This is a genomic window from Candidatus Gorgyraea atricola (genome assembly GCA_030765235.1).
GTDB classification, from domain to species: Bacteria; Omnitrophota; Gorgyraeia; order Gorgyraeales; family Gorgyraeaceae; genus Gorgyraea; species Gorgyraea atricola.
The window spans coordinates 1-19,964 of record JAVCCW010000028.1 but is presented as its reverse complement, the minus strand read 5'-3'; the positions used below and the strand labels follow the sequence as shown (position 1 = coordinate 19,964).

Sequence of the window (19,964 nt, the reverse complement as noted above, 5' to 3'; positions counted from 1 at the left end):
GCTCCGATTCAACACTAAAATGAGAGGTAAAATATGTCACGTATATGCGCAATTTGTGGAAAAGGGCCAAGGGCTGGAAGCAGCATCGCAAGACGCGGTCTTGCTAAGAAAAAAGGCGGCGTTGGTAAGAAGATAACAGGTATTACTAAGAGAAGGTTCCTGCCAAATCTACAGACCATTCGCATTGTCATAAAAGGTGCCGCGAAGCGAACAAAGGTCTGCACCTCCTGCATCAAGGCTGGCAAGATCCAGAAGGCTTAATATCTTTGATCTTAAGCTGGATGGTGTTCACGCCCTGCCAGGAATTAAAAGAAATATTATAGGCCAGGTCAAATTCAGAATATTTTTTAAGGATGATCTCTATATCAGTATTCTTGACTAGGCCAAATCCTATTGCCTCAAAAGTCCTGTCTTTATCTTTTATCCATAATTTAATGTGTTCATTCTTTAATATCCTTGGCGGCCGCGCCAATTTCAGATTCCTGGAACAAAATACTGGCTGAGTATTGCCTTCTCCAAAAGGCTCAAGTCGAGCCACCTCTTCGACCACACTGTCAGTCACGTCACTCAAGGATATCTCCATATCAATGTCAAGGCTTGGAATGAGGTCCTCAGCGCTCAGGACATTATTAGCGATCTCATTTATTGTTTTTTTAAACTGAGTCAGATTCTTTTCTAAAATAGTCAGGCCGCAGGCGTACTTATGCCCCCCGAATCCTTTTAAAACATCCCCGCATCCTGAAAGAGCTTCAAATAAATGAAAACTCTCGATAGATCTTCCAGAGCCCCTTCCCACTCCGTCCTTTGTTGATATTAAAATCGTGGGCCTGTAAAATCTGTTTGATATCCTGGACGCGACTATTCCTATTACACCTGTATGCCAATCTTCATTGTCCAGCACTATGATCTTATGCTCTTTGAAATTTATATCTTTGTCTATCTTTGAGATCGCTTCTTTTAAGGTCAGGCCCTCTATCTTCTGCCTTTCGCGATTGGCTTCATTCAGCCTCTTTGCCAGGGTCTCTGCTTCCTCGGAATCAGCCGTCAATAAAAGTCTCGCGGCGGTGTCTGCTGAACCGATCCTGCCTGCCGCGTTTATCCTCGGCCCTAAAATAAAACCTATCTCAAAGGAACCAGGCTCTTTTTTCTTTAACCCGCTCGCCTGGATAAGCGCCTTGATGCCTTTATTGGAACTGCCGTTTTTAAGTAACTTCAACCCCTCTTTGACAAGGATCCTATTCTCTCCGACAAGAGGCGCTACATCTGAGATCGTGCCGAGCGAGACAAGGTCCAGATGTTTCCATATTTCTTTACTGTCAAGCTCTATGCATAACGCCTCGCATAATTTAAAGGCGATGTTTACGCCCGAAAGATCCTTGTCAGGGTACAGACAATCTTTGCGATGAGGATTTACAATGGAATACGCGGGCGGCAAAATCTTTGGCACTTCATGATGGTCAGTTATGATAACATCTATATTGTGCGCGTTTAACGTCTTTACCTCTTCGAAGCTGGTGATGCCGCAGTCTACAGTGATCACTAGATCCGCATTGATCTCTACTGCCTTCTCGACCCCTGCTTCGCTCAGGCCATAACCTTCAGTAATTCTATCAGGTATATAATACTCTGGTTCTATGCCAAAATGACGTAATGTAAATACGAGCAATACTACGGATGTTACTCCATCTACATCATAATCGCCATGAATAAAGATCTTCTCTTTTTTTGCAATGGCCTTTTTTATGCGACAAACTGCCTCATGCACACCTTCCATCAGAAATGGATTGTATAACTCTGAAATATCTCCATTTAAAAATGTCCTGGCCTTATCAATGGTGGATAATCCTCGATTTATCAATAATTGGGAGACGATCGGAGAAATGGAAAGGTTATCGCTTAGTTCTTTTTGGACAGCTTGGTCGGATCGTTCGATATTCCAGCGTTTCATTTTGATGGCTCCAAATGCACAATAACATCTGTCATGCCTGGTATTTTTTCCTTAAGGATCGACTCTATCTTGTGACTCAGTTTATGCGCGTCATCAACATGCATATCGGCATCGATGATCACGTGAAGGTCTGCATGTATATCGTCACTTCTTCCTCTCGTCCTTATCTTGTGTACCGACTTTACTCCGGGTATACCATTTACAATATTCGCTATCTTTGATTTTGCCAGCACATTCGCGTCGCACAAGACATTAGAACTTTTCTTTAAGATATCAATGCCTGATTTTGCTATCAAAAGCGCTATGACACTCGCGACGATCGTGTCCAGAAAAGCGAAACCTGCCTTTATCGAAACAAGAGTGACTAGTACTGCCATCGAGGCAAGGATGTCACTTTTTGTATGCAAAGAATCACATATCAATATGTCGCTGGATAAGTCCTGGCCTCTACGATGCTCGTATCGCATCACAAATATATTAACAGTCATTGTAGCAAGTATGATTATAAAACTAAGACTGGTCACATCAGGCACTACAGGACGAGATACTCTTAAAATCGCTTCCCTAAAGATCTCGATCGCTGCTAAAAAAAGTATGACTGCTATGCCCAGCGTGGCAAAGGTCTCGAATTTTTTGTGACCATATGGATGGTCATCGTCTATGGGTTTGGATGCTGCCCATATACCGACGAGGCCTATTATATTGGACATCCCATCTCCGAACGAATGCACGCCATCAGCAGTCATTGACGCGCATTTTGTTAGGAGGCCATAAACAACCTTGCTGAGCGCAACAAGCCAGTTTAAGGCAAGGATCAGGATTAATATGCGCCTTATTTTGACAAACTTATCCATATTATCGAGCGCGTTTGGCATGCCAGAAGATTATGAGCGGCGCCGCGATGTAGATCGTAGAATATATACCTGAGACTATCCCTATGAGCAGCGTAAAAGAGAAATCCCTGAGCACATCGCCACCGAATAAGAAAATAGATACTACCGCGAGAAGTGTCGTGAGCGTAGTCAGCACTGTCCTTGAAAGCGTCTGATTCACGCTCATGTTTATGATCTCCTTCATGGATGCCTTGCGGTAGAGCTTTATATTTTCCCGTATCCTGGAATATATGACTATCGTATCGTTAATAGAATAACCCGCGATGGTCAGGAGCGCCGCGACTATCGTAAGGTTAAGCTCCTTGCCTGCTATAGCAAGAAAACCCAGCGCTATAAATACATCGTGAAAGAGCGCGATTACGCCAGCAATTGCAAACCCGATCCTTTTGAATCTAATCCCTACATAGATCAATATCCCTATAAGACTCCAGAGCATTGCCTGCCACGCGCTCTTTCTCAGGTGTCTCCCGATCGAAGGGCCTACCTTCTCAACGCGCAAAAGATTCGAAGGATTATCACTAAAACTCTCCTTGAATTTTCCACTTATTACAGACGCCACGTCATCAGTCGTCTTTATCAAGACTTGTCTCTTGCCCCCGACATGCTGGATAGTCGCGTCTTTTATGCCAATATCCACAAGTGAGTTTCTCACTTCATCCACTTTCACATCTCTGGCAAAGGAATATTCCTGAAGCTGTCCGCCTGTAAAATCAATGCCGTACGAGCCTTCACCCTTTGAAAAGAAAACACTCAAGCCCACTATAAGAACGATCGCTGAAAGCACATATGCGATCCAGCGCTTTCCAATAAAATCGATCTTTGTCTTTTTGAAAAACTGCAGCATTGGAAGGCGCTCGAATTTTTTATTTGTAGTGATAAGGTCAAAAATGATCCGCGTCACAAATATCGACGTGAACATACTGGCCAGGATACCTATTGAAAGCGTAACACCAAAACCCCTTATCGGGCCTGTGCCGAATTTAAATAAAAGCGCGGCAGCGATCAATGTCGTGATATTAGAGTCCAATATAGTGATAAAGGCTTTGTTGTAGCCAGCTGCGACAGCGCTCCGGATGTGCTTGCCTATTGCAAGCTCCTCGCGAATGCGCTCGTATATAAGCACGTTCGCGTCAACTGCCATACCTATTACAAGTATCATGCCGGCAATGCCTGGAAGCGTCAATGTTGTGTGAAGCCAACCTAGCACACCTAATACTATTACAAAATTTAAGAGCATCGCAATGCTGGCAACAACACCTGCAAAAAGATAATACAAAAGCATAAAACCCAGGACCAGCGCAACACCTATCAAGGATGCCCTTACGCCGCTTTCTATTGAATCCTTTCCCAGGAGCGGACCAACTGTGCGTTCTTCTTCAATATAGATTGGTGCGGGCAATGCACCAGCTCGCAGTACGATTGCCAGATCACCTGCCTCTTCAATCGTAAACCTGCCGGTTATACTAGCTCTGCCTGACGGTATCCTTTCATTTATGCGCGGCGCAGAATGCACCTTGCCATCCAGGACAATAGCTAAGCGCTCGCCAACACTCTGGCCTGTTATTTTAGAAAATAAAGCTGCGCCTTTTGAATTGAACTCTATCGCTATGTAAGGCTCATTAAATCTTGATTGGTCAAACTTCACCTCTGCGTTTACAAGCGTATCCCCTGTTAATACTGTTTCCCTGCGCAAAAGAAGTTTTTCTTTCTCTACGACCTTTAAGTCGTATCCATCAGGGATGTCACCTTCGCCTGCCCTTTTATTTAATTCCTCATCGCTCTCGACGATCTTAAATTCCAATAGGGCGGTCTTACCTATGAGCTCTAAGGCCCTGGCTCTATCAGTAATGCCTGGGAGCTGCACCACTATCGCGTTCTTTCCCTGACGCTGTATCAAGGGTTCGCGCACGCCAAACTGGTCGATTCGGTTGCGGATTACTTCCAGCGCTCTGTTAGGCGCGTCTTCCCGCGCCTCTTCAGGCACCTTTTCAGTATCTACCTTTAGCACAAGATGCATGCCGCCCTGTAGATCAAGCCCTAGGTTTATCTTTTCCTTTAAAGGCAACATGCCCAGCAAGGCAAAGATCACCACGCCCAGAGTTATCAAAATCCTCCACTGTAGTTTCTTTGTCATTGTTCCTCCTATTTTCAGATGACAGAAGTCAGATAACAGAAGACAGAAGACAAAATTTTTCTGACCTCTAATTTCTAACTTCTGTTCTCTGTCATCTGACCTCTGTCTTCTATTTGGCTATCTGCTTTTCTTCAAATACGAGACTGCGCTTTTATTTATCTCTACTTTTACATTATCATCTATTCTCACTACAAATGTATTGTCTTTTACATTTACAATAGTGCCGTGGACGCCGCCGCTTGTGACGACTTCATCGTTTTTCTTTAGCTCTTGGATCACCTTCTCGTGATCCTTCTGCTTTTTCTGCTGCGGTCTGATCAATAGAAAATAAAATATACCGAATATAAATATGATCGGCATAAGAGATGCTATTACATTTGGCTGAGCTGCGCCTGGATTCATTTCTAACCCCTTTCTGTTAAAAAATCTTATTCTCGAACTCTTTTTTGAGCTCCAAAAATGTGCCCTGTTTAATTGCTTCGCGAATCCTTCTTAATAAGTTTACATAAAAATACACATTATGTAAAGAAGTAAGTCGTAACCCCAAGATTTCCTCTGTATTGAATAAATGTCTTATATAGGAGCGCGAATAGTTTTTACAGACCATACAGTCGCAGCTTTCACTTAATGGCCGCAGGTCCTTAGAGTATTCGCTATTCCTGATAATGAGCTTCCCTTCATTGGTATAGACGGCGCCATTTCTAGCGTTTCTCGTTGGCACAACGCAGTCAAACATATCCACGCCCATTTCGATTGCATTGAAGAAATCATGCGGCATGCCTACACCCATCGTGTAACGCGGTTTATCATCGGGAAGATATCTTGTTGAATTCTCCATCATCTCATACATTAGGTCTTTTGGTTCGCCTACGCTCAGGCCACCGATCGCATACCCGTCAAAACCTATGTCTACCAGTTCCTCCACTGCCCTCTTGCGCAAGTCAGGATATGTACTACCCTGAACAATGCCGAAAATTAACCCCCTTGTCCCATGTCCCTTGCCTGCCCCGTACGAAATCTTTGATTTTCGTATGGGGTCCCTTGTCCCTAAACGCGTCACCTCTAACTTGGATCTCCTCGCCCACCTATTGGTAAGCGCCAACGAACGCTCTGCCTTGTCTTTTGGGCATGGATAATGCAGGCATTCATCGAGCACCATCATAATATCGCTTCCTAATTCTAACTGGAGCTTCACCACATCCTCTGGCGTTAAAAAATGCTTAGAACCGTCAACGTGCGATTGAAATGAGACGCCTTCGTCCTTTACCTTCATCAATCTCGCCAGGCTAAATATCTGGAATCCACCACTATCAGTAAGAATGGGCTTATCCCATGACATGAATTTATGCAGGCCGCCTGCATTTTTAATGATCTCCATGCCAGGCCTAAGATAGAGATGGTACGTGTTGCCCAGTATGATCTGCGCCTTGCAATACTTGACCTCTTCACTGGAAAGCGCCTTTACAGTAGCCTGAGTACCAACCGGCATAAACTCCGGCGTCTCTATCGCGCCATGCGGTGTTTCCAGTTTTCCTACTCTTGCCTTTGTGTGTTTGTCTTTGTGAGTTACTTTAAACATGTAAAACCCTCGTACCAAGGGACATGGGACATGGGACAAGAGACAAGGGGTTTAGATACTCCTTGCCCCTTGTTGCTTGTCCCATGTCACTTGTCCCTAAAGTATCAGCATCGCGTCGCCATAGGAGTAAAACCTGTATTTTTTATCTACTGCCTCTTTATAAGCTTTAAATAAAAGTTCCCGACTGCAAAACGCGCTAACAAGCATTAAAAGCGTTGTCCGAGGTAGGTGAAAATTAGTCAAAAGCGCATCCACTGCCTTGAATCTGTATGGCGAGTGAATAAACAGCTCTGTCCACCCAAAAAAGCCGAGGCTGGACCTCGGCTTTAAAAAAAGCCGAGGTCCAGCCTCGGCTTTTTTGGCTATTGTTTCAAGGACTCTGCAGGTTGTTGTGCCAACGGCTATTGTTCGGCCTTTTTTACGCTGTAGCTTCTTGATCACTTCAGGCTTTATCTCAAAATATTCTTTTTCCATCTCGTGCCTTGACACGTCATCACACTTGACTGGTTTGAATGTGCCGTAGCCAACGTGAAGGGTTACATGTTGTATGTCTATTCCTTTATCAGTGATGCGCGACAAAATATCATTTGTGAAATGCAGTCCTGCAGTTGGCGCTGCAATAGCCCCTTTCTTTGAAGCATAAACTGTCTGGTATCTGTCTTTATCAGCATCTTCTGCGTCGCGTTTGATATATGGCGGCAAAGGCATTTTGCCAAATCTATCCAAAAGTTCATCAAAATTCCCATTGCATTCAAATTTCAAAAATCTCCTGCCGTTTTCTATTCTATCAACTTCAGCCTTTAACTCACCATCTCCGAAAATTAACTTACTCCCAACCTCACAACCTCTCGCAGGCTTCAATAGCACTTCATACTCTTGCCTGCCCCGTACCGGAGCAAAGCGACTGGTACGGGGTCCCTGTAATACAAGTGCCTCGACCTTCCCGCCTGTCTCTTTCCTTCCCCAAAGCCTAGCTGGCACAACCTTTGTGTTATTCAGCACCACCAAATCATCCTTGTGAAAATAATCTACAATATCCTTAAAGATCCTGTGCTCTATCTTGCCTGTATCTCGATGCAAAACCAAGAGCCGGGATTCGTCCCGTTTCTCACTCGGGTGCTGCGCGATTAGTTCTTTTGGCAAATTGTAGTTAAACTGTGATAGTTTCATACGTTAGTGACAAGTGACAAGCAACAAGGGACAAGGAGTATCTAAACTCCCTTGTCTCTTGTCCCATGTCCCTTGTCCCTCGTTATTCCACCCTCACTATGTCTGCGCCGGGATAATAGTATTCTAAAATCTCCTCGACCTTGTAGCGTTTCCTTGACATGCCATACGCGCCCCATTGACACATACCTATTCCATGGCCCCAACCACGACCTAAAAAAGTAATAAACCTGCCTTTGATCTCTACCTCAAAATTCGCGCTCCTTATTACATTTGGCCCTACCTGTAATCTAAATTTATTCCCGCTTAATTTAAGATTACCGCCCTCGCCTTTTACAATTAGATCTAGTATGCGGCCAGCTTCATCTCTTTTTAGAATATCTATTGAGGTGATGTCATTTTTATTCAATTTCTCCTCTATATAATCCATTTTCAATTCCTTTTTCCATCTATAATGCGGAGAGATCTCGCAAAAATTACACATCGTGCCTTCTAAAGCAGGTACGTCTATATTCCACAGGCTTATGACATCGGAGGTGCGGCCGCCGCAGGTGGCATGATAATAGGTAGGAAAGATCTGTTCGTTGTATGTAAGTATTAATCCCATTGTCAGGTTCACTGCCTTCGTAGTCTTCCATGTCTCAGATGTCCTACCGCCATAGACCTGCGAATATATATCTGAGGAAAGGTCAAAAAATTTATTCTTACTTATCAGTTTTTCATAAAGCGCGTATGTCCTTGCCACTATTGCCTGGGCCTTTAAAACTTCCATTGGCCAACGATGCGAGACCTCGTGATACAATACCCCATAAAGATATTCCTCTACATCAATATGGTTTATCACCAGGAGATTATTTTTCTTATCCTTGACTATGTCGATATCGCCACGAAACTGACGCTTATTTATGTAAACGCGAGATCTCTCTCCTGGCAAGACCTTTATTCCAGTTAAATCAATATCATTGATAGATACAGAATGTTTTCTTAGGCCCTTACCATGCTTTAAGACTTCCTTAGTATCAAAATCAACCATCTTGTAAGGCCCTTTTATATTCAGATCTATAGCGTCTTTTGTCTTTAGAACTAAGACCCTCACAGGGATATATTTATGCGCGGGTGTCGAACCCATGGCATAAAGCCACGACGGATTCATAATCAGCATTAAAATCAAAATATTACGGATCATTGTTTGGTTTGGGAGATCTTTACGCGTTCTAACTCCGAGAAGACGCAGCCACAATACTTCTGCCTGTACATCTCAGATTTTTTTGCCTCTTCTTGCGACTGTCTAAAGCCTACGCGAAAATCCTCATAGTAAAACTTTATCTCTTTTTTTCGACCTATGTCTTCTCCTATTTTTTTAACTAGTTCATGATCCTGATAAGGGCTTATCAAAAGCGTTGTTGTAAAGGCATCGAAATTGTTCTTTTTGGCATACTCTGCTGTCTTTGCAAGTCTCAGATCCCAGCATAACTGACATCTTTCAGGTCGATCTTCTTTTGATACAGTCTTCCTAAAATACTCCTCCATCACATAAGGGGGATATATTACATCCATACCTGTAAGCTGCAAGGCATCCCTGCGTCTTTTGTATTCGCTGGGCGGATGAATATTAGGGTTATAATAAAAACCTATAACCTCTTTAAATTTTTTATCTGCAAGTTGTTTGATGGGATACAATGCGCAGGGCCCACAACATATATGCAACAGTAGTCTCATGATATATAAAAGTTTCGTAAAGTTGCGTTAGGTTGCGTGAAGTTGCTTTTTTTAACTTTACGAAACTTTACGTAACCTTACGAAACCTTAAAATAACTCCTTCTGGTTTTCCTTGTTATAGGCTATCTTAAGGTGATCGTAGGCGCGTTTGGTGACCTCTCGACCCCTTGGCGTGCGCTTTACAAAGCCGATCTTTAAAAGAAATGGCTCGACTACATCTACAATCGTGTCGCTTTCTTCGTTCAATGTCGCTGCAAGTGACTCTATGCCTACTGGCCCGCCATTGTAAAAATCTATCACAGTCTTCAGGACCTTTCTGTCAATCTCGTCAAGCCCTACTGAATCTATGCGCTGCGAGTCCAGTGCCTTTATAGCGCTTTCTTTGTTTATCTTCTTATCGCCTTTTACCTCACTATAATCCCTGACTCTACGCAGGAGCCTATTCGCAACGCGCGGCGTGCCGCGTGAACGCATGGCAATCTCATGCGCAGCCTCTTTATCAAGCACTACACCCAGGAGCTTTGCAGAATGAGAGATTATCTTGACCAGATCCTCTGCTTCATAAAAATCCAGATGATAGAGTATCCCGAATCTACTCCTTAAAGGCGCGCTCAATAATCCCGCGCGCGTCGTAGCGCCAATAAGCGTAAATCTTTTTAGATTGAACTTTATAGTCTTGGCATACGGGCCTTTATCGATCAGAAAATCTATCTGAAAATTCTCCATGGCAGGATAGATAAACTCTTCGACCACCTTGGAAAGCCTGTGTATCTCGTCGATAAAAAGTATATCGCCTTCGCCGAGATTTGTGAGAATGCCTATTAAGTCGCCTGCCCTCTCTATCGCAGGGCCGGATGTGGCAGTGATCTTCGAATCCATCTCGTGCGCAATGATATGCGCGAGCGTAGTCTTGCCTAATCCAGGTGGGCCTGAGAGCAAAATATGCTCAAGGCCTTCTTTTCTCTTCTTGGCAGCCTGGATCGCGATCTTCAGATTCTCAAGGGTATGCTTCTGCCCTACGAAATGCTCGAAATTTTCAGGCCGAAGCGAAATATTAAATACTACCTCTTCCTCAGTCTCCTGACCAGTAATCAACCGCTCGCGATCATCGTTTATTTCTTGTCCCTTGTCCCTTGTCACTTGTTCCTTTCCTTATTTCTTTGTCTTTTGCTTATAAACCTCATTCAGCAAATCTTCTGCTGTCTTGATGTCCGGATTTCGGCTCAGTGCAGTCTCTACCATATGAGCTGCTTCTGATTTTTTATATTGTAGCTGTAAAAGTACGTCTATGGCCTCTTCTTTTATTCCCTGCTTAGCCTTATCCGCAATAAATGTTCTATCTTGAATAAGTCCGAATTTACCGACTTTTCCCTGAAGCTTGGCCACGATCTCTTTTGCCCTTTGCACGCCAATGCCTGGAAGAGATTTTAGAAGCGAGACATCGCCTATGTCTATTGCCTGGGCAATTGTAGATATGGGCAGCTTAAGGGCTCTCACCGCAGCCTTTGGCCCAATACCTGAGACAGTTATGAATCTTTCGAAGAATTCCTTTTCTATTTCACTCAAAAAACCTATAAGAAATGGAAAACTTCTGGATTGCTCAACCTGCAGATAATGATAGATGATCAAAGAAAGTAAAGCATCGTCTTTAATCTGAGCATCAATGGAATTCATTATGGCTCCTGGAATCAGTACCTCATATGAGATACCATTTACATCCAGGATCACTGAATCCTCTCGCTTATCCACTAATTTTCCTGAGATATTACAAATCATATATTATGTAAGCATACATTCGCGTGCGCTAAAGCTAGTGCTAGCGCATCAGTCACGTCCACAGGCTCTGGCGCTTGCTTAAGGTTCAAAAGGTTCGTCACTGTGCGCTGGACCTGCTGCTTCGACGCGTGACCTCTTCCTGTGATGGCCTTTTTTACCCGCGTAGAAGGGTAATTTACTAATTCAACTCCTTGCTCTTCTACTGCAAGGCATATTATGCCGCGCGCATGACCCATCAATATCGATGTGCGCGGATGTTTATAATGCGAGTAAATTTTTTCCAGAACTACTACATGAGGTGTTGTATCTTTTATTAGACTCGCGACTTTTTTGTGAATCTCTGAGAGCCGTCTCTCCATTTTATGCTTGGAGTCAGATCGAATAACACCTGCCTCTATCACCCCTGTATCCCCACCAGAAAGCTCAATAAGCCCATATCCTGTAATACCTAATCCCGGATCTATGCCTAGAATCCGCATAAATTCTATCCTGCTATTTCGTCTGGTACGTCAAGATTCGCATAAACATTCTGCACATCATCGCTATCTTCAAGCGTCTCTACGAGAGCAAGTATCTGCTTTGCGCCCTCGCCTGTGAGCTTTACAGTGCTCTTGGGCATCATCGTGATCTCCGCGCTCTTTGGTTTAATGCTATTATCGAAAAGCGCCTTCTTCACCGTCTCAAAATCCTTTGGTTCAGTCGTTATAGCGTAGATCGCTTCTTCTGTCTCCATGTCCTGCGCCCCAGCATCAAGCGCAACAGACATCACTTTATCCTCTGTAACACCTGCCTTATCGACCTCTATATACCCTTTTTTTTCAAACATCCAGCTCACTGAGCCAGCGCCCGCGACATTGCCATTCTTTTTAGAAAAGATACTTCTAATATCAGCTGCAGTACGATTTTTATTGTCTGTTACGACTTCCACCATTATCGCAACACCGCCCGGCCCATATCCCTCCATAGTAAACTCTTCATAAGTCACGCCCTCTAATTCGCCTGTACCTTTTTTTACAGCGCGGTCAATATTATCCGCCGGCATGTTGGCCTGCTTGGCCCTATCAATGGCCGTGCGCAATCTCGGATTTTTCTCGGTTTCTCCACCGCCATGACGCGCGGCAATTGTAATTTCCTTTATGAGTTTGGTAAATATATTGCCGCGCTTTGCGTCAGTCGCAGCTTTTTTATGTTTAATCGATGCCCATTTTGAGTGTCCCGACATATTAGATCTCCTTTATTTTTCTTGGCCTGCTTTTTTCTGCTCTTCGTATTTCGCGATGATGGTTTGTGTTGTCTTGTGAGGGACCTCTTCGTAGTGAGAGAACCTCATTGTATATGAACCCCTGCCGCCTGTCATTGATTTCAATTCAGACGCGTACTTAAACATCTCTGCAAGAGGCACCTTTGCCTTTATGACCTGGCTCTTACCTTGAACATCCATGCCAGCGATCCTTCCGCGCCTTGAACTCAAGTTCCCTGTAATGTCTCCCATATACTCATCGGGTACAATGACATCCACATCCATCACAGGTTCTAACAAAATTGGATTTGCATCCAACGCCGCCTTCCTAAGCGCGCCTGAAGCCGCTATCTTAAAGGACATATCAGAAGAATCAACATCGTGATAAGATCCATCGTACAGAGTAACCCTTAAATCGACCAATGGATAACCAGCTAACACTCCTTTAGACATGGCCTCTACAATACCCTTTTCCACAGCTGGTATGTAATTCCTCGGTATTGCCCCGCCTACGATCTTATCAGCAAACTCAAAACCCTTTCCTCTTTCCACAGGATCTATCTGTATCCACACATCTCCATACTGGCCATGCCCGCCAGTCTGTCTCTTGTGCTTATTCTGGACTTTGGTCATCTTTTTGATCGTTTCTTTATACGCCACCTTTGGCGTGCCTTTTTCAACCTCGACATGAAACCTCTTCTTAAGGCGATTTATCATGATGTCGAGATGAAGATCGCCCATGCCAGAGACAATAAGTTCTTTTGTCTGTTCGTCTCTAGTGGTCACAAAGGTCTTGTCTTCTGCGGTAAGCTTTTGAAGCGCTGTAAAGATCTTGTCTTCGTCCTGTCGCGTCTTTGGCTTTACTGAAAATGACATGGCTGGCTCGGGAAAACTAACATCAGGAAAAATGACCTGCTTCTTTTCATCGCACAGCGAATCCCCCGTAGAGGTATTTTTCAGCTTTGCAACAGCCACGATGTCACCAGCTATCACCTCTGTCACAGCATGCTGCTCTTTTCCGCACAGACTTAAAAGCGGACCGAATCTTTCTCTGGCGCCTTTTGTAACATTATAGAAATTTGTATCTGATTTAAGTGTGCCTGAAAATATCCTGAAGATAGTAAGCTGACCCACATAGGGGTCTGCGATTGATTTAAACACATTGGCTGCGAAAGGCGCGCTGACATCAGGCTTAAGCTCTTTTTCCTCTTTTGTCTTTGCGTCGCTGACCTTTCTGGCAGGCCTCTGGTCAGGAGAAGGTAATATTTCTCCGATCGAAGAAAGGAGTTCTTTCACGCCGATATCCAGCATTGCCGCACCGCAAAAAATAGGAAATATCTCGCCAGAGGCAACACCTTTTTTGAATCCGCTTGCGACTTCTTCTGGAGTTAATTCCTTACCATCCAGATATTTTTCCAAAAGCTCGTCATTGTTCTCAGCTATTACTTCTATTAGCGCATTCTTTAACTTTACGGCATTATCCTTTTCAGGTCCGCTCAACGCATCTATAGCGGCTTTATCCATAAGACTAACAACGCCTTTGAAGTTTGCCCCACTTCCGATCGGCATTGTTGCCAGAACACATCCCTTGCCCAGCCTATCTTTTATATCATTGACTATATTATTGAAATCGATATTCTCCTTGTTCATTTTATTTATAAAGACAATGCGGCTGAGGTTATACTGGTCTGCCAGACTCCATACCTTATCAGTGCCCACTTCTACACCTTCGCACGCATCCACTAAAACTATTGCACTATCCACACCCCTTAAAACCGTCAAGGCCTCGCCGATAAAATCCGCGTATCCAGGTGTATCTATAAGATTAATGCGCTTTTTCGCATAACTAAAACTAAGTATACTGGCATTGATAGAGACCTTTCTCTCTTTCTCATCCTCGCTATAGTCGCTTACTGTGGTGCCATCCTCGACCTTTCCAAAGCGATTCGACGCACCAGCATTATGGAGCATGGCCTCTGCCAAGGTAGTTTTGCCGCTCCCTGCGTGGGATATTAAAGCTATATTCCTAATATCTTTAATAGTATAGTCAGCCAACGCCTACCTCCTCTAATGTTGTAAGGGTTAGAGTCCAAATTTCGTAGATTTTTATTGTAGCATAAAAGAGGTGGGGAGTAAAGAGGGAAATAGGAAGGAACATCCTAGCCCCTCCATAAGAGGCTAGGGTTAAGGAAGTTACTATGTATGGGTGAAGAAAGTCGAGCTTTTTAGGTATTGGTGAGTATTTTTTTTAAGTTGATTAAAGGTGCGATACTGGGCTGAATAGACTCATTTGAGAATTGTTCGATTATCTCTTTTAAAGTTTGTATATTGGCTTGTACTGATTTTTCCAAATCTACTTCAAGTTCTAGACTTATGGTATATGCTATATGGATCATAGGAATTGTAATGAATAATATTGGTAGTGCTCTTAATTCTGATTGAGTCAATTTGACTTCTGCAGTTTCATTATAACCTGCCAAAAACTCAGCAAGATCCTTGCGTAAATTTCCAACGTAGAGAGTCTCGTGTCCCGTGTGTACCAATGAACCAAAGAAATCCTCTATTTTATATCCCATGCGTACATTATCCAGATCAATTATATCTAACACCTCATCGCCTTTGTCATTAAAGAATAGATTGCCGAAGTTCATATCACTTGGAATAGCCTGGTACGATAACTGGTTAAGTAATGCAGATGTCCAGAATCTACGAATTTCACTAAGACAGGCTTTTACTAAACGGCGTTCGTTATTAGAAAGATATGAATCTAGTATTTTGTACCATGTTGCATCTGGTGATAGAAGTAAGTTTAAAGCCTGTTTAAAAGTGTAATGATCTGGATGACGCTGAACTGTACTACGGAATGTACGAGAACTGTTATGCATGATACCAAGAAATCTCCCAACTGCTCTAATTGTCTCAGGCAACGCATCTTCGCGCAAGATTGCACGATTTTCACTCCATCTCTCTACATACCAATATTCAATTTCTCCAGTTTCTGGATGACGTTCGATAATTAAAAAATCCTGCATTAGTTTACCTTGAGTGTTTGGCTTGTTCAATATAAGAGTTGAAAGGCCGTCACGCCTAAGATGGCAGATGTAATCAATAATAAATTTTACGTCATCCTCTGATTCAATCCTGTTTAATTTTTTAATAGATATGTTCCCTTTGGAAGTCTTTATAGCGGGCTTACTTGATTTTATTGTCCCGCCAGGAGTCCAACTTACACTTATCTTCTTGCCTAAGTTAAACTCTTGCATTCCCCTATCAATCTTTGAGATCATGTTTTTTTTGTATCCGCTCATAATATCATCGACAGATTTATCTGTCTTAGACGTGCCGGCCTTATACACCCAAGCGATCAACTTTTTTACCTCGGGAAATATTGAGCCATCTAAACCATCTATTAAATCTTTTCTATTTTCATACCCTGCCACTTTTGCTAAGCTATACAAGAAATCTCTTAAATCATCAACATCACCATGCTCTTGTACTAATATATTTACGAATTGCCAGTAGTCTTGAGCTATAGTTCTCCATGCCTGCACATTATTATCTTTCTTATCAAAATCTATCAGATCACCCTTGGCGCTATAAATGACAATGCGCCATATTTCTCCAATTAAAATCTTTATTAATTCCTTCTGATCAAGCATGCTTCTATCATATTTAGCTGTATGGCTCAACCCTTTTACCTTCCCGCTCCTTATCTCTTCTTTAAATGCCTTGTTAAAGGTAAATTTAGCACGCAATTGCTGATGAGGTATCTGTATGTAAAAAATAGTCTTAAAATTTATGCCCATTTTTTCTTCTAATTCCACTATATCTTTCTTTACATAGATGAAGTTTTGAGAAGTATTTCTCGATAATTTTTCAGAAAAGACTGCTTGTTTTGAAACATTAAATCTCTCTACTAAAACATCCTTGGTCAACTCTGCCTCGCTTAATGTTACTCGCTCTCCCAATCTTCCCTGATTATACAGTTCCCATAATTCTGGCAAAACCTTCTTAAGATTTTTTTTAGTAATAGTTTCGCTCTTTGAGATCTTTGCAGAACCATGCTCTAAGACTATCTTCTCTATCAAAGAAACAGTAAATCTTGCATGGCCACCCGTAGTAAAAATGTAATCCACTATACCTTCCTCATATAATTTAGCGGCTTCTTGTATTGTTCTCGTATCATCATTTCCACATATTATTAATAATCTAGGCTCTTTATCATTTTTGAATTTGTTTTTTAATTCCTTCAAAGTATAATCACTGTTTGACAGTAAGTGTTCAATCTTCTTAATTACCTGTTCTTTTTTGATGCTCTTGTAGATTCCTCCTTGACCTATAGGCACTCTTAGCGAATTTCTTGAAATAGCGCAGGGGTAAAGTGCATTTCCGAATAGGCATAATACACCTATTGCCACAAACATAATCTTTAAATTATATGCTTTTTTTAACTTAATCATAATCTGGATAAAAAAATAGCCTCTCTTTTGCAGATATATAGCTCTAATATATAGTATATCACATAAAAAGGCATAAAAAAAGAGCGTCTAAGCTATGCTAGTTTTCTCTTTAGCAGCTTATATATGTCTTTTCTGTGGCCAATGGTCAATATGAGGATTAGGATTTCTTGATGATATACTCGGTAGATAACTCTATAGTCTCCGGAACGATAAGAAGATAGTCCTTTAAACTCATGAAGAAGCTGCTTGCCTATCTCAGGGTTTTGCGCAATGCGCTCTACTGCCTCTTTTATCTGTCTCTTCTTCTTTTTATCGAGCTTATCTATTCTCTCTTTGGCCTCTTTTGTATAAGCAATCTTATACATCTTTAAAAACGTCCTTATGAGAATAGAGCCTGCCTGTCTTAATATCCTCTTCTGCCCTTACAATAGACCGCAAGAGCTCTGCATCAGCCTTGATCTCCAATGTCTCTAACTCCTCAGGAGAGATCATGACTGCCTCTGGCCTACCATTTCGGGTAATAATAAGGTGCTTACCTATGTGCGAAATCTTCTTAATCAATTCAGGCAATTTACCCCTCGCTTCTGATATAGGAACAATATAATCCATCTCCCTCACCTCCACTACAATTGTACAATATTTTGTACAACTTGTCAAGAGGGGATATCCTTTTCCCTGTACGGACGCGTTGTCCGGACAACGCGTCCGTACAGGGTTCTAATCAAACATTAAATGTTTTACCTTCTTCAACTCTCTCTGATAAGAAATTTGATCTTCTGTAAATTTCTTATAGGTTTCTGGGGTTACATCTAAAACATCCTTATAGCTACAAATACTCTCCTTACCAGCAATATACTCCTTGTAAGAAGAATATTTCCATTTTTCTGGTTTATTAATAAGGTAATCAGTGACAGGATTTAGATGTATATAACGCGTTAAATGCAGGAGTTGCTCATCAGTTTCCACCAAAACCTTTTTAAATCTTCCTTCCCACAGTGGTCCTTTTCTATTGTGCTTTATATTAAAATAATGAGAATAGCTACTAAGTATATTATTCATAAACTTGGATATGCCCTTGTCTATTAATTGTTTGAGCGTCAAATGTATATGGGTAGGCATAGGAGAATAACAAACTACCTCAACTAACTGTCTTTTATTCGGCGTTTTTTTAATTAAATCTCCTTTGTTTCTTTCTTTAAACTTAGAAAAACCGACTGGTTGCTCTACCTGATAATATTGGATCAACTCTTCTATTCGCTTATACTCAGAATCACTATTAAATATTTTGTATCCTGCAATGCTTCTGTTATAAGTATGATATATTTGCCCCGTCGCAATTACACTGTTCGACATTTTAACCCCCTTTTTTTATACCTGTACAGACGCGTTGTCTAGACACCGCGTCTGTACAGGTCCTTTACTATATATGACACATAGGAAGGGGATTTTCTTTCAAAAATTTTTGGATTTTTTTTAGGAAGGTTCCATCTCTAGCCAAAGGTAAGCCTGCCTCCTTTTGGCTTTTCAAGCTCTTCCCGGCATGGAAAAACAGCTACAAAACAAAAGGTGGCATTTTTTCATTTAAAACACTTAAGCACTTTCTTAAAATTTCAACATACTCCTCTCTGCTTATCTTCTCCGTTACTATCTTCAGAAAAGGCTCTATTTCTTTTGATATTTTCTTGATGTCTGGATTAATATTTTCCTTTGTTCTATTGCCGTATAATTTATCTAATTCGGGATTGATTAAAACATGATCTATTATATTTATTACCTTTACTTGAATAGACCTACTTGATATTTGATCCGGCCATGGTAACTTATTACGATATCTTAAAAAAACATGCAATAGTTCATGAGCTAAAACTCGCTCAAAATTAAAATCTTTATGTGGACGGCCGTAGACTCTGATAATCCATTTGCCTTGGTTATGTAAAGTTTCACCTGGAGAAAAATCATCATGAGTACGATATATTTCTTCAAACTCAATGTCAGCATCAAACTCTTTTTTTAATTTATTATAAAATTCTGTCGAGGGTTTATCCGGATTATTTACAAAATATTTTTGTGTTATATACTCATGCATGATATTTATTATACCACTCGCTTCTTCTAAGCTACAAAACATTTTTGCAATACGCTCGTGTTTACATTGTTTGCCCTTTTGGGCTGGGTGGTCTGAAAAAAGCATCGTTTTTTCGAGCGGGCATGGTTCGTCCGCCGAATAGGCGGACGAGAGCGAGAAAAAACAATGAGCGAAGGACGCCTCGCCCCGTTCCAAATTCTAATCGATACTCAATTTACTATATCTAACTAATTGCGTACAATTCTGATTGATTATTTGATGATATCTAAGAATTTGGAACGGGGCAGGCTCCCCCACCGTCCATGTTGCCAGATAAAAAAAGGAGCAGTAAACACTAAGTTCACTGCTCCTTTGATATAAAACCAGAGCAACTACCTACTCTCCCGCACCGTTGCCAGTGTAGTACCATCGGCCTTGGAGGGCTTAACTACCGTATTCGAAATGGGAACGGGTGTAGCCCCTCCAGTAATGTCACTCCAGAAAATTTAATCAGGAACAAGTGACAAGCAACAAGGGACAAGGAGTATCTAAACTCCCTTGTCTCTTGTCACTTGTTCCTTGTCCCTATAAAGTTAGACTAATAAAGTAATATGCGGTCAAGCCGTTCGGCAGATTAGTACCACTCAGCTGAAGCCATTACTGGCCTTACACATGTGGCCTATCAACCTCGTCATCTACAAGGTGCCTTATTCCCCGAAGGGAGGGATATTTAATCTCAGAGGGGGCTTGGCGCTTATATGCATTCAGCGCTTATCCTTTCCAAACATAGCTACCCAGCAACTGCCACTGGCGTGACAACTGGAACACCATTGGTTTGTATATCCCGGTCCTCTCGTACTAGGGACATATCTCTTCAAACATCCTGCGCGTGTAATAGATAGAGACCGAACTGGCTTACGACGTTCTGAACCCAGCTCACGTACCACTTTAACCGGCGAACAGCCGGACCCTTGGGAGCTTCT

Annotated in this window: 19 protein-coding genes and 2 rRNA genes; 1 reads left to right on the top strand and 20 read right to left on the bottom strand. The window is 42.1% G+C overall.

Annotation, left to right across the window (positions count from 1 at the left end; all coding sequences use genetic code 11):
* Positions 1-33 precede the first annotated feature (33 nt).
* The gene (rpmB, locus tag P9L93_05220) at positions 34-261 is read left to right on the top strand and encodes a 50S ribosomal protein L28 (GenBank protein ID MDP8230484.1); all 228 of its coding nucleotides are present in this window, start codon (positions 34-36) and stop codon (positions 259-261) included.
* Here the strand turns inward: rpmB and recJ are convergent.
* From recJ to P9L93_05120, 20 genes are all read right to left on the bottom strand, one after another.
* Entirely contained in the window at positions 233-1,948 is a 1,716-nt protein-coding gene (recJ, locus tag P9L93_05215) for a single-stranded-DNA-specific exonuclease RecJ (protein MDP8230483.1), read from the bottom strand. The two genes, rpmB and recJ, sit on opposite strands and share 29 nt — an antisense overlap.
* Complete coding sequence (locus P9L93_05210; protein MDP8230482.1) at positions 1,945-2,802, bottom strand: cation diffusion facilitator family transporter; 858 nt, start codon at positions 2,800-2,802, stop codon at positions 1,945-1,947. Before P9L93_05210 ends, recJ begins: the two co-directional genes overlap by 4 nt.
* Position 2,803: 1 nt before the next feature.
* Positions 2,804-4,975 carry a protein translocase subunit SecD gene (gene secD / locus P9L93_05205; protein ID MDP8230481.1) on the bottom strand — a complete coding sequence of 724 codons (2,172 nt, stop codon included), beginning with the start codon at positions 4,973-4,975 and terminating at the stop codon, positions 2,804-2,806.
* 117 nt (positions 4,976-5,092) lie between these two features.
* Positions 5,093-5,377 (bottom strand): preprotein translocase subunit YajC, encoded by a 285-nt coding sequence (yajC, locus tag P9L93_05200; GenBank protein ID MDP8230480.1) that lies wholly within the window; start codon positions 5,375-5,377, stop codon positions 5,093-5,095.
* Positions 5,378-5,393: 16 nt separating this feature from the next.
* Complete coding sequence (tgt, locus tag P9L93_05195) at positions 5,394-6,554, bottom strand: tRNA guanosine(34) transglycosylase Tgt (protein MDP8230479.1); 1,161 nt, start codon at positions 6,552-6,554, stop codon at positions 5,394-5,396.
* A gap of 96 nt (positions 6,555-6,650) precedes the next feature.
* Positions 6,651-7,724 (bottom strand): tRNA preQ1(34) S-adenosylmethionine ribosyltransferase-isomerase QueA, encoded by a 1,074-nt coding sequence (gene queA, locus P9L93_05190; GenBank protein ID MDP8230478.1) that lies wholly within the window; start codon positions 7,722-7,724, stop codon positions 6,651-6,653.
* Between the two features lie 82 nt (positions 7,725-7,806).
* The gene (locus P9L93_05185) at positions 7,807-8,907 is read right to left on the bottom strand and encodes a SpoIID/LytB domain-containing protein (GenBank protein MDP8230477.1); all 1,101 of its coding nucleotides are present in this window, start codon (positions 8,905-8,907) and stop codon (positions 7,807-7,809) included.
* Positions 8,904-9,440, bottom strand: a complete 537-nt coding sequence (locus P9L93_05180) for an epoxyqueuosine reductase QueH (protein ID MDP8230476.1) — start codon at positions 9,438-9,440, stop codon at positions 8,904-8,906. Before P9L93_05180 ends, P9L93_05185 begins: the two co-directional genes overlap by 4 nt.
* A gap of 87 nt (positions 9,441-9,527) precedes the next feature.
* A complete protein-coding gene (ruvB, locus tag P9L93_05175) occupies positions 9,528-10,556 on the bottom strand; it encodes a Holliday junction branch migration DNA helicase RuvB (GenBank protein ID MDP8230475.1) in 1,029 nt (342 codons plus the stop codon).
* A 36-nt stretch (positions 10,557-10,592) separates the two neighbouring features.
* Positions 10,593-11,216: a Holliday junction branch migration protein RuvA gene (gene ruvA / locus P9L93_05170; GenBank protein MDP8230474.1), complete on the bottom strand. Its 624-nt coding sequence runs from the start codon at positions 11,214-11,216 to the stop codon at positions 10,593-10,595.
* Positions 11,213-11,695 carry a crossover junction endodeoxyribonuclease RuvC gene (gene ruvC, locus P9L93_05165; protein ID MDP8230473.1) on the bottom strand — a complete coding sequence of 161 codons (483 nt, stop codon included), beginning with the start codon at positions 11,693-11,695 and terminating at the stop codon, positions 11,213-11,215. Before ruvC ends, ruvA begins: the two co-directional genes overlap by 4 nt.
* A gap of 5 nt (positions 11,696-11,700) precedes the next feature.
* The gene (locus P9L93_05160; GenBank protein ID MDP8230472.1) at positions 11,701-12,438 is read right to left on the bottom strand and encodes a YebC/PmpR family DNA-binding transcriptional regulator; all 738 of its coding nucleotides are present in this window, start codon (positions 12,436-12,438) and stop codon (positions 11,701-11,703) included.
* Between the two features lie 12 nt (positions 12,439-12,450).
* Positions 12,451-14,511, bottom strand: a complete 2,061-nt coding sequence (gene fusA, locus P9L93_05155) for an elongation factor G (protein MDP8230471.1) — start codon at positions 14,509-14,511, stop codon at positions 12,451-12,453.
* A 170-nt stretch (positions 14,512-14,681) separates the two neighbouring features.
* A complete protein-coding gene (locus tag P9L93_05150; GenBank protein MDP8230470.1) occupies positions 14,682-16,916 on the bottom strand; it encodes an ElyC/SanA/YdcF family protein in 2,235 nt (744 codons plus the stop codon).
* A 92-nt stretch (positions 16,917-17,008) separates the two neighbouring features.
* The gene (locus P9L93_05145) at positions 17,009-17,281 is read right to left on the bottom strand and encodes a type II toxin-antitoxin system RelE/ParE family toxin (GenBank protein ID MDP8230469.1); all 273 of its coding nucleotides are present in this window, start codon (positions 17,279-17,281) and stop codon (positions 17,009-17,011) included.
* Positions 17,274-17,525, bottom strand: a complete 252-nt coding sequence (locus tag P9L93_05140) for a type II toxin-antitoxin system Phd/YefM family antitoxin (protein ID MDP8230468.1) — start codon at positions 17,523-17,525, stop codon at positions 17,274-17,276. Before P9L93_05140 ends, P9L93_05145 begins: the two co-directional genes overlap by 8 nt.
* A gap of 108 nt (positions 17,526-17,633) precedes the next feature.
* Positions 17,634-18,269 carry a transposase gene (locus P9L93_05135; protein MDP8230467.1) on the bottom strand — a complete coding sequence of 212 codons (636 nt, stop codon included), beginning with the start codon at positions 18,267-18,269 and terminating at the stop codon, positions 17,634-17,636.
* A 199-nt stretch (positions 18,270-18,468) separates the two neighbouring features.
* Positions 18,469-19,107 carry a hypothetical protein gene (locus tag P9L93_05130; GenBank protein MDP8230466.1) on the bottom strand — a complete coding sequence of 213 codons (639 nt, stop codon included), beginning with the start codon at positions 19,105-19,107 and terminating at the stop codon, positions 18,469-18,471.
* Positions 19,108-19,364: 257 nt separating this feature from the next.
* Positions 19,365-19,481: ribosomal RNA gene (gene rrf / locus P9L93_05125) — 5S ribosomal RNA — on the bottom strand.
* A 113-nt stretch (positions 19,482-19,594) separates the two neighbouring features.
* Positions 19,595-19,964: ribosomal RNA gene (locus P9L93_05120) — 23S ribosomal RNA — on the bottom strand; the annotation flags it as partial.

Excerpts from the sequence above, each read along its gene's own strand:
- P9L93_05145 (MDP8230469.1), bottom strand. The coding sequence starts at position 17,281 with ATGTATAAGATTGCTTATACAAAAGAGGCCAAAGAGAGAATAGATAAG.
- P9L93_05130 (MDP8230466.1), bottom strand. The coding sequence starts at position 19,107 with ATGCTTTTTTCAGACCACCCAGCCCAAAAGGGCAAACAATGTAAACAC.
- rpmB (MDP8230484.1), top strand. The coding sequence starts at position 34 with ATGTCACGTATATGCGCAATTTGTGGAAAAGGGCCAAGGGCTGGAAGC.
- P9L93_05160 (MDP8230472.1), bottom strand. The coding sequence starts at position 12,438 with ATGTCGGGACACTCAAAATGGGCATCGATTAAACATAAAAAAGCTGCG.
- yajC (MDP8230480.1), bottom strand. The coding sequence starts at position 5,377 with ATGAATCCAGGCGCAGCTCAGCCAAATGTAATAGCATCTCTTATGCCG.
- tgt (MDP8230479.1), bottom strand. The coding sequence starts at position 6,554 with ATGTTTAAAGTAACTCACAAAGACAAACACACAAAGGCAAGAGTAGGA.
- ruvA (MDP8230474.1), bottom strand. The coding sequence starts at position 11,216 with ATGATTTGTAATATCTCAGGAAAATTAGTGGATAAGCGAGAGGATTCA.
- P9L93_05140 (MDP8230468.1), bottom strand. The coding sequence starts at position 17,525 with ATGGATTATATTGTTCCTATATCAGAAGCGAGGGGTAAATTGCCTGAA.
- secD (MDP8230481.1), bottom strand. The coding sequence starts at position 4,975 with ATGACAAAGAAACTACAGTGGAGGATTTTGATAACTCTGGGCGTGGTG.
- ruvC (MDP8230473.1), bottom strand. The coding sequence starts at position 11,695 with ATGCGGATTCTAGGCATAGATCCGGGATTAGGTATTACAGGATATGGG.
- queA (MDP8230478.1), bottom strand. The coding sequence starts at position 7,724 with ATGAAACTATCACAGTTTAACTACAATTTGCCAAAAGAACTAATCGCG.
- P9L93_05135 (MDP8230467.1), bottom strand. The coding sequence starts at position 18,269 with ATGTCGAACAGTGTAATTGCGACGGGGCAAATATATCATACTTATAAC.
- P9L93_05210 (MDP8230482.1), bottom strand. The coding sequence starts at position 2,802 with ATGGATAAGTTTGTCAAAATAAGGCGCATATTAATCCTGATCCTTGCC.
- P9L93_05185 (MDP8230477.1), bottom strand. The coding sequence starts at position 8,907 with ATGATCCGTAATATTTTGATTTTAATGCTGATTATGAATCCGTCGTGG.
- P9L93_05150 (MDP8230470.1), bottom strand. The coding sequence starts at position 16,916 with ATGATTAAGTTAAAAAAAGCATATAATTTAAAGATTATGTTTGTGGCA.
- recJ (MDP8230483.1), bottom strand. The coding sequence starts at position 1,948 with ATGAAACGCTGGAATATCGAACGATCCGACCAAGCTGTCCAAAAAGAA.
- P9L93_05180 (MDP8230476.1), bottom strand. The coding sequence starts at position 9,440 with ATGAGACTACTGTTGCATATATGTTGTGGGCCCTGCGCATTGTATCCC.